Source organism: Okeania sp. SIO2F4 (assembly GCF_010672385.1).
Lineage (GTDB): Bacteria > Cyanobacteriota > Cyanobacteriia > Cyanobacteriales > Microcoleaceae > Trichodesmium.
Genome location: NZ_JAAHGT010000620.1, coordinates 1 through 5,900, shown reverse-complemented (window position 1 = coordinate 5,900; position 5,900 = coordinate 1). Strand labels below are relative to the sequence as shown.

The 5,900-nt window shown below is 35.5% G+C and carries 3 protein-coding genes; 1 reads left to right on the top strand and 2 read right to left on the bottom strand.

Features of this window, described 5'->3' with window-relative positions; translation table 11 throughout:
- The first annotated feature begins 776 nt into the window (after positions 1 to 776).
- Positions 777 to 2,399: a hypothetical protein gene (locus F6K22_RS28900; protein ID WP_293106025.1), complete on the top strand. Its 1,623-nt coding sequence runs from the start codon at positions 777 to 779 to the stop codon at positions 2,397 to 2,399.
- A gap of 957 nt (positions 2,400 to 3,356) precedes the next feature.
- On the opposite strand, the gene F6K22_RS28895 is transcribed toward F6K22_RS28900, so the two are convergent.
- Positions 3,357 to 5,039, bottom strand: coding sequence for a pentapeptide repeat-containing protein (locus F6K22_RS28895; RefSeq protein WP_293106023.1), 1,683 nt, complete (start codon positions 5,037 to 5,039; stop codon positions 3,357 to 3,359).
- A gap of 57 nt (positions 5,040 to 5,096) precedes the next feature.
- Positions 5,097 to 5,381 (bottom strand): hypothetical protein, encoded by a 285-nt coding sequence (locus F6K22_RS28890; RefSeq protein ID WP_293106020.1) that lies wholly within the window; start codon positions 5,379 to 5,381, stop codon positions 5,097 to 5,099.
- Positions 5,382 to 5,900: the final 519 nt, after the last annotated feature.

The window sequence follows — 5,900 nt, the reverse complement described above, 5'->3', positions numbered from 1 at the left end:
AGAATATGTGGAGGCAATTGGTCGGTTATTTGAGGATGGGCAGTTGAGACAAATGTTGTCAGAAAACGGGCGATCGCTCATCGAAACCGAGTATACTTGGGAAGTTCAAGGTCAGCGCTATGAAGAGGTATTACTAGGATATTAACACTCCGCAGGATAAATCCACGCGAATTTTTAAGGATAACAAATTTGCCGGACTAAAGTCACGTTAAATTTAACCCTTAATGGCATAGTCAAAATGCCTGAGCGTCTGTCCGGGATCAACCTATTCAGGTTACTTTTTGCTTCAATATTTGCAGCACCGTTACAGTCAGCATTTATCAATTTATTTTCCGCGGGTTTTGTACAAACCTCCTTTGACTCGTTTACCACTAAAACTGTATTTCCGATTGATGATCCCCATTGTAAACAGGCATCTTAATTCCCAGTCAAAAAAAACTAACTTTAGACTGATAGGAATCTTCCTGCTCTACATAAGCTAAACCATATCTAATTCTAATACACACAGCTTTTAGTTTTAATCTGAAAATATGGTGTGGTGTTTGTAGAAACTTTTGGTTAGTTGTTTTTACCTAAATTGATATTTTTTTCATCTCTGAATTAACACCGAGGATAATAGTAGATATTTTGTTTTCACTGCACCAGTTGATTAAATATCTAGCTGCTTTATTTAAGTAATCTCTAACTTTATTTTTCCGATTTATCATAATGCACGCCTTGCTTTTTAGCTAAATTTTTGATGCCTTATCTATTTTCTCACTTACCAAAAGTTTTTTATGAAAAAAAAGATTTACAATTCTAAGGTTAGTCACAGTCAAAGGAAATTTCTTAAAGCTGGTAAAACAGTTGAGAAAGCTTATTATCCTAGGACTAAAAAAACTTCACAAATTAGCCGAATTACCTCTACTGCAAAATCTAGGAGACGTAGGAGACAACCATCTGAGTCTCAAAAACTTTCGTTGAAATTGTTATCCTTACCTTGGCGGAAATGGATGATTGAATGGATAGGAATCTCTCTATTATTTGGTGGTTCTAGTTTAATGGCAGTGGGAGCATGGCTTAGTGTCAAGTTAATTTCCGATCCAAATGCTATCGTCTCATTCAATCAGATATTACCACAATGGACTCAATTCTACATATCTGAGAATAAATCTCTAAAAACTCTGGAGCAAATTAAATCTAATATTAAAGAGGAAGGGTTTAGCGCTGGAAAAACTTTTCCTCTTCCCAATACAACAACAGATTCTGGTTCAGATATGTTAGTACCAGTAATGAGGCAAATTGAATCTAGGGGATCGTTGCCCTGTGAAACTCCCTGTCGGGAAGTAGTAGAATTACGAGTCTATCAATCAGTTTTATCTGTTAATCAGCGAGAAGGTAGTAAACCATATTTTCGATTAGTTAATACTTTACCACTTCAGGGTCCGGCTGAATCTTTTGTCATTGCATCTACTATTGAGTCTGCTGCTGGTCCTCAAGGTTCAAATCAACCTTTACCTATTACAACGGTACGTCAGTTTCAAGGGAAAGTTCCTGCAACGGGAGTTTGGTTTACTGTAACTGGTCAGAGATTACAAAATAATCAAGCTATTCCTTATGGGCAAATTATTAATTATAATCCCACTAAAAATTACCTAAGTTCCATGTTGGAATGGAAAAGTGCTGCTGGTCAAGCTCCTATTTGGCAAGAAATGACTGGGGGAGGAGATCCGGAATTGGTGGTCGAACAAACTGTGGGATTAGATCCTGATTTTGATATTTATTCGATTCAACCACGAAAGTTTATACTTAATCCGATTGAATTAGAGAAAATTTCCCTTGATGAAACTCCTATTGGGGATGGATACTATAAGGATGCTCTAAGGTTGGCTCGTAATGGTTTATGGTCTCCCGCTTTTGCTTTAATTCAATCTTTGCCAGAGAATTTAATGGATGAATCTCAATGGTCGGAAAAAGCACAAGCTCAGTTTGATTTAATTAAGTTTCATGCCAATATTACAGAAGCTCAGGCGATCGCTTCTTGGGCAAGTCCAAGTCAAAAAGTTTTGGCTGGTTTAATAGATGGTCGTTGGCAAGAAAGTCTAAATGTGTTTGAAAATAATTTGAGCAGCACTTATGATATTGCTAAATTATTGCAAAATGATTCTGGCCGTCTTCGTAACCGAGTTGATATTGCTTTAAGAGTAGATCGAGCTGAAATTAATGCTATAGCTTGGGGTACTTTAATTGTGGCAAGTCAAAAAGGGCGAAGAAGGGCAATGTCGTGGTTAAATAGGCAACCTCAGACTAGCGAGGAGACAAAGGAAAAGATTAGGAAATTATTGGATCAATTAGATGCTGCTTTTGCGGAAAAGGAGAATATACGAGAACAGAAAGTTCGGCGAGGAGGGTTGTTGTAAGAGAATTTAGAATTTAGAATTTAGAATTTAGAATTCAGAATTCGGAAGTTATATTAGTAGCGGTATATTTTAATGGTCATGCATTTTCATTATGTTTGTTACGAAAAAAGTGGGAGCATCTTGCTCCCGTGCCTAGTATTCGTTTTTCCTGTATAGCATTACTATTGCAGAGCTACGAAATTTCTGGCGTTGGGTTTCCTTAACATCAACCCAATCTACTATTTATATTATTCGTGGAATGAAAGAAGGAGTTAGTCCTCAGTCGGACCGAGTCAGAATGAAAGAAGGAGTCAGGAGTCATATTATGTCTAGACTAACTTTAAAGTCATTGGGACTCGAATGGAGTGGAAGGAGGCAATCTCTTGTGTTTGAGATATTTCTTCTGTAATATTGTTATCCAATATTACTATGTAGAGCTACGAAGTTTCTGGCGTTGGGTTTCCTTAACATCAACCCAATCTACTATTTATATTATTCGTGGAATGAAAGAAGGAGTTAGTCCTCAGTCAGACCGAGTCAGAATGAAAGAAGGAGTCAGGAGTCATATTATGTCTAGACTAACTTTAAAGTCATTGGGACTCGAATGGAGTGGAAGGAGGCAATCTCTTGTGTTTGAGATATTTCTTCTGTAATATTGTTATCCAATATTACTATGTAGAGCTACGAAGTTTTTTAGTTGGGTTTCCTTAATGTCAACCCAACCTACTATTTATATTATTCGTGGAATGAAAGAAGGACTCAGAACTCAGGAGTCAGAAGTCGGAATGAAAGAAGGACTCAGGAGTCATATTATGTCTAGACTAACTGTAAAGTCATTGGGACTGAAATGGAGTGGAAGGAGGCAATCTCTTGTGTTTGAGATATTTCTTCTGTAATATTGTTATCCAATATTACTATGTAGAGCTACGAAGTTTTTTAGTTGGGTTTCCTTAATGTCAACCCAACCTACTATTTATATTATTCGTGAATTGAACCGTCTGGCATTATTGTGCCTGTGAGTTTTGTATTTTGCCAGAATACTCCACCTAGTTTAGCATCAGTTAAATTTGCTCCAGATAAGTCTGCAATACCTAATTTTGCTGCTCGTAAATCTGCTGAAATTAAATCCGCTCCCCTGAGATTTGCACCATTAAATTCTGTGTTACGAATATCAGCTTTTGTTAAGTCTGTTGTTATTAGTTTAGCTCTAATGAAGCTAGCAAGTTTTAAACTTGCTCCACTTAAGTTTGCTAGTGTTAAATCCGCAACATCTAGTTTTGTTCTATCAAAATTTACTTTTCTTAAATCTGCTCCACTCAGATTTACTCCACTCAAATCAGCATCAGCTAAATTTACTCCTTGTAATGATACATTAGGAGCGAGAAAATAGATACCTAATTTATGATAATCAAACTCTTTAGGAAAACCATTAACTTCACTACAAAGTGCTTGGTTCATTTTTACCATTTGTAGGTTTGCTCCTTTAAGATTTGCTTTTAATAAATTAGCTCTACTTAAATCAACTTGACTCAAGTTTGCATTAGTAAAATTCGCACTCTTCAAGTTTAATCCACTCAAATTTGCTTTTGTAAGATTTGCACTACTGAAGTTTGCATTACTTGACAGTTTAGAATTAGTCAAGTTAACTCCGTTTAAGTTAGCTTCAGTAAAATTTGCACCTTGTAAATCAGAATTAGTCAAGTTAACTCCGTTTAAGTTAGCTTCAGTAAAATTTGCAGACTGTAAACTAGCTTCACTGAGATTCATATTTCTGAACGTTGCCTTTTCTAGTTTGGTGCGAGAAAGGTTTGCTTTATTCAAATTGCTATTAATGAACTTAGCTTGACTTAAATTAGCTGAACAAAACCTGGTTTCACAAAGATTAGTACCTCGAAATTTTGCTTCAGTCAAATTAACTGATTCAAAACTTGCAGCACTTAAATTTGCACCATTAAAATTAGCATTACTCAAATTTAATTTTGAATCATTAAAAGACTTCCCACTCAAATCAACACCTGCCAAATTAATCCCACTAAAATCCCGTTCCCCTTCATTATATCTACGCAAAAATTCCTCAGCACTAACCACAGGTTCTTGACTCTCTTCTTCGTCTTCTTCCTCCTCCTCATCCTCATCTACCACCATCGAAAAATCCCTAAACTCCATTTCATTCTCATCAACAACTCCAGATAAATATTCCGCCTCATCCAAACTTTTCACACTTCCTGTAAATCTGCGATTAATTTCTGCTGACTCCAAAACTTCAGCATTATCAAAACGCTCAATTAATCCTTGAATAATTTTTATATCAGTCGTCCGAATACCAACTTCTCGTTCCAAACTTTCCTCACCCGAAGCTAAAAAATTATGACTCCCCACAAAAGCAAACTTCTCATCGCACACCAGAAAATTTTCGTGAGTTCCTAACAACTTCAACCGAAATAAATCAGGATAACCTTGCTCCAACTGCTGTAAATCTACCAAAGCATTATATTTCCAACCCTTGCCAATATTCCAGCGATCGCCCAAATATCCCCAACCAATATCTACTTGACAACCCCTGTCTAAACAACCCTTAATTTTATCCAGTAAATTTTCATCAATACCATTACAATTTAACCACGGACAAACAATAATTAATCGTGATTCAACTATTGACAACCCCTCAATTAATACACCACGACCGCCAGAGCGATCGAACAGTAATTGATTTTCATATTATTGAGAATTTTGTAAAATTTCCTCCGATAATATATCTTTTCCCCCAGTCGATTTTATCGGATTATTTACAGTAAATAATTCATCTAAACGTAGATTTAAAGTAGTCAACTTTTCCGGCAAACTTTCGACAGTTTGTATTTCTGGTCGATGATGAAAAATTTCTATTTGCTCATCTAAAGTATGTTTGAGTTTAACAACATATTTTTTGAGAGTAGTCTGTTGTTTTTCTAATTCTGAAACTTTAGCCATCAAAGCAGATAAATTTGATTCTAACTCAGACATAATTAACTTATAGATTTATATACTTACAGAAACATTACTACATTTAGAGACTGTCATTTCAGTTATCAGTTATCAGTTATCAGTTATCAGTACCGACCGCTGAAGCGTCGAGATTGAAATACCTATGGCGAATATTTTTTTCATCCCCTTAAAAGGGGCGAGACCTAATTTTTTGGTCAATGAAGAAAATGTAGAGGTTTGATAACCAAACACCTTAGAGATAATTAACTATTTCTCAAGCATTATAATTATATGAAATACTAAAATATTGACTCAATACCCCCTTAAAATCAAAAGGTGGGTTAGAGGATATTTTCTGGAGAATTGATTACTCTATGAAATACTAAAATGGTTACTACATATTCCCATCCCTTAAAAAGCTATGCTTTATCAACATCTTTCTTAACATAAAACGTAGACAAAAAAGAGAAGTTATGTATAAGTCATTTGAAAGGCTTTTTTCTCAGAAAAGTGTATTGAATTAGACATAAAGAAGTGAGAAATGCACCCCAAGATTCT